This window comes from Neisseria sp. HMSC064D07 (assembly GCF_001837185.1).
GTDB lineage: Bacteria > Pseudomonadota > Gammaproteobacteria > Burkholderiales > Neisseriaceae > Neisseria > Neisseria flavescens_C.
In genome coordinates this window covers 1-393 of sequence record NZ_KV831687.1, presented here as the reverse complement: position 1 = coordinate 393, position 393 = coordinate 1, and the positions used below count along the sequence as shown (strand labels likewise).

At 55.0% G+C, this 393-nt stretch carries 1 pseudogene; it reads left to right on the top strand.

The window, feature by feature from the left end:
• Nucleotides 1-14: 14 nt before the first annotated feature.
• Nucleotides 15-393: pseudogene (locus HMPREF2608_RS11560) on the top strand (hypothetical protein); the annotation flags it as partial.

Here is a 393-nt window from a genome sequence, read left to right as displayed (position 1 = left end):
CAGACGCGAACAACGTGACCGACTACAGCATCGATTTGGCTGATGACACCAAAACCGAAATCCAAAAAGGCGTAGACGCCAAAACCACCGTTGACAGCAAAGGCCTGACCTTCAACAGCGACAGAGGCAGCACCAATATCGAAAAACTCGGCTCCACCGTGACCGTTGCCGGCGACGACAACATCACCACCGCAGCCCAAGACGATAAAGTGACCGTTAAGCTGAAAAAAGACCTGGTAGTGAACAGCGTCAAAGCCGGCAACACCACCGTGAACAACGACGGCGTTAAGATCGCAGGCGGTCCTAGCCTGACCAAGTCCGGTATCGATGCCGCCGGCAACAAGGTTACCAACGTAGCCGACGGCGACCTCAATGCCAACAGCAAAGATGCCG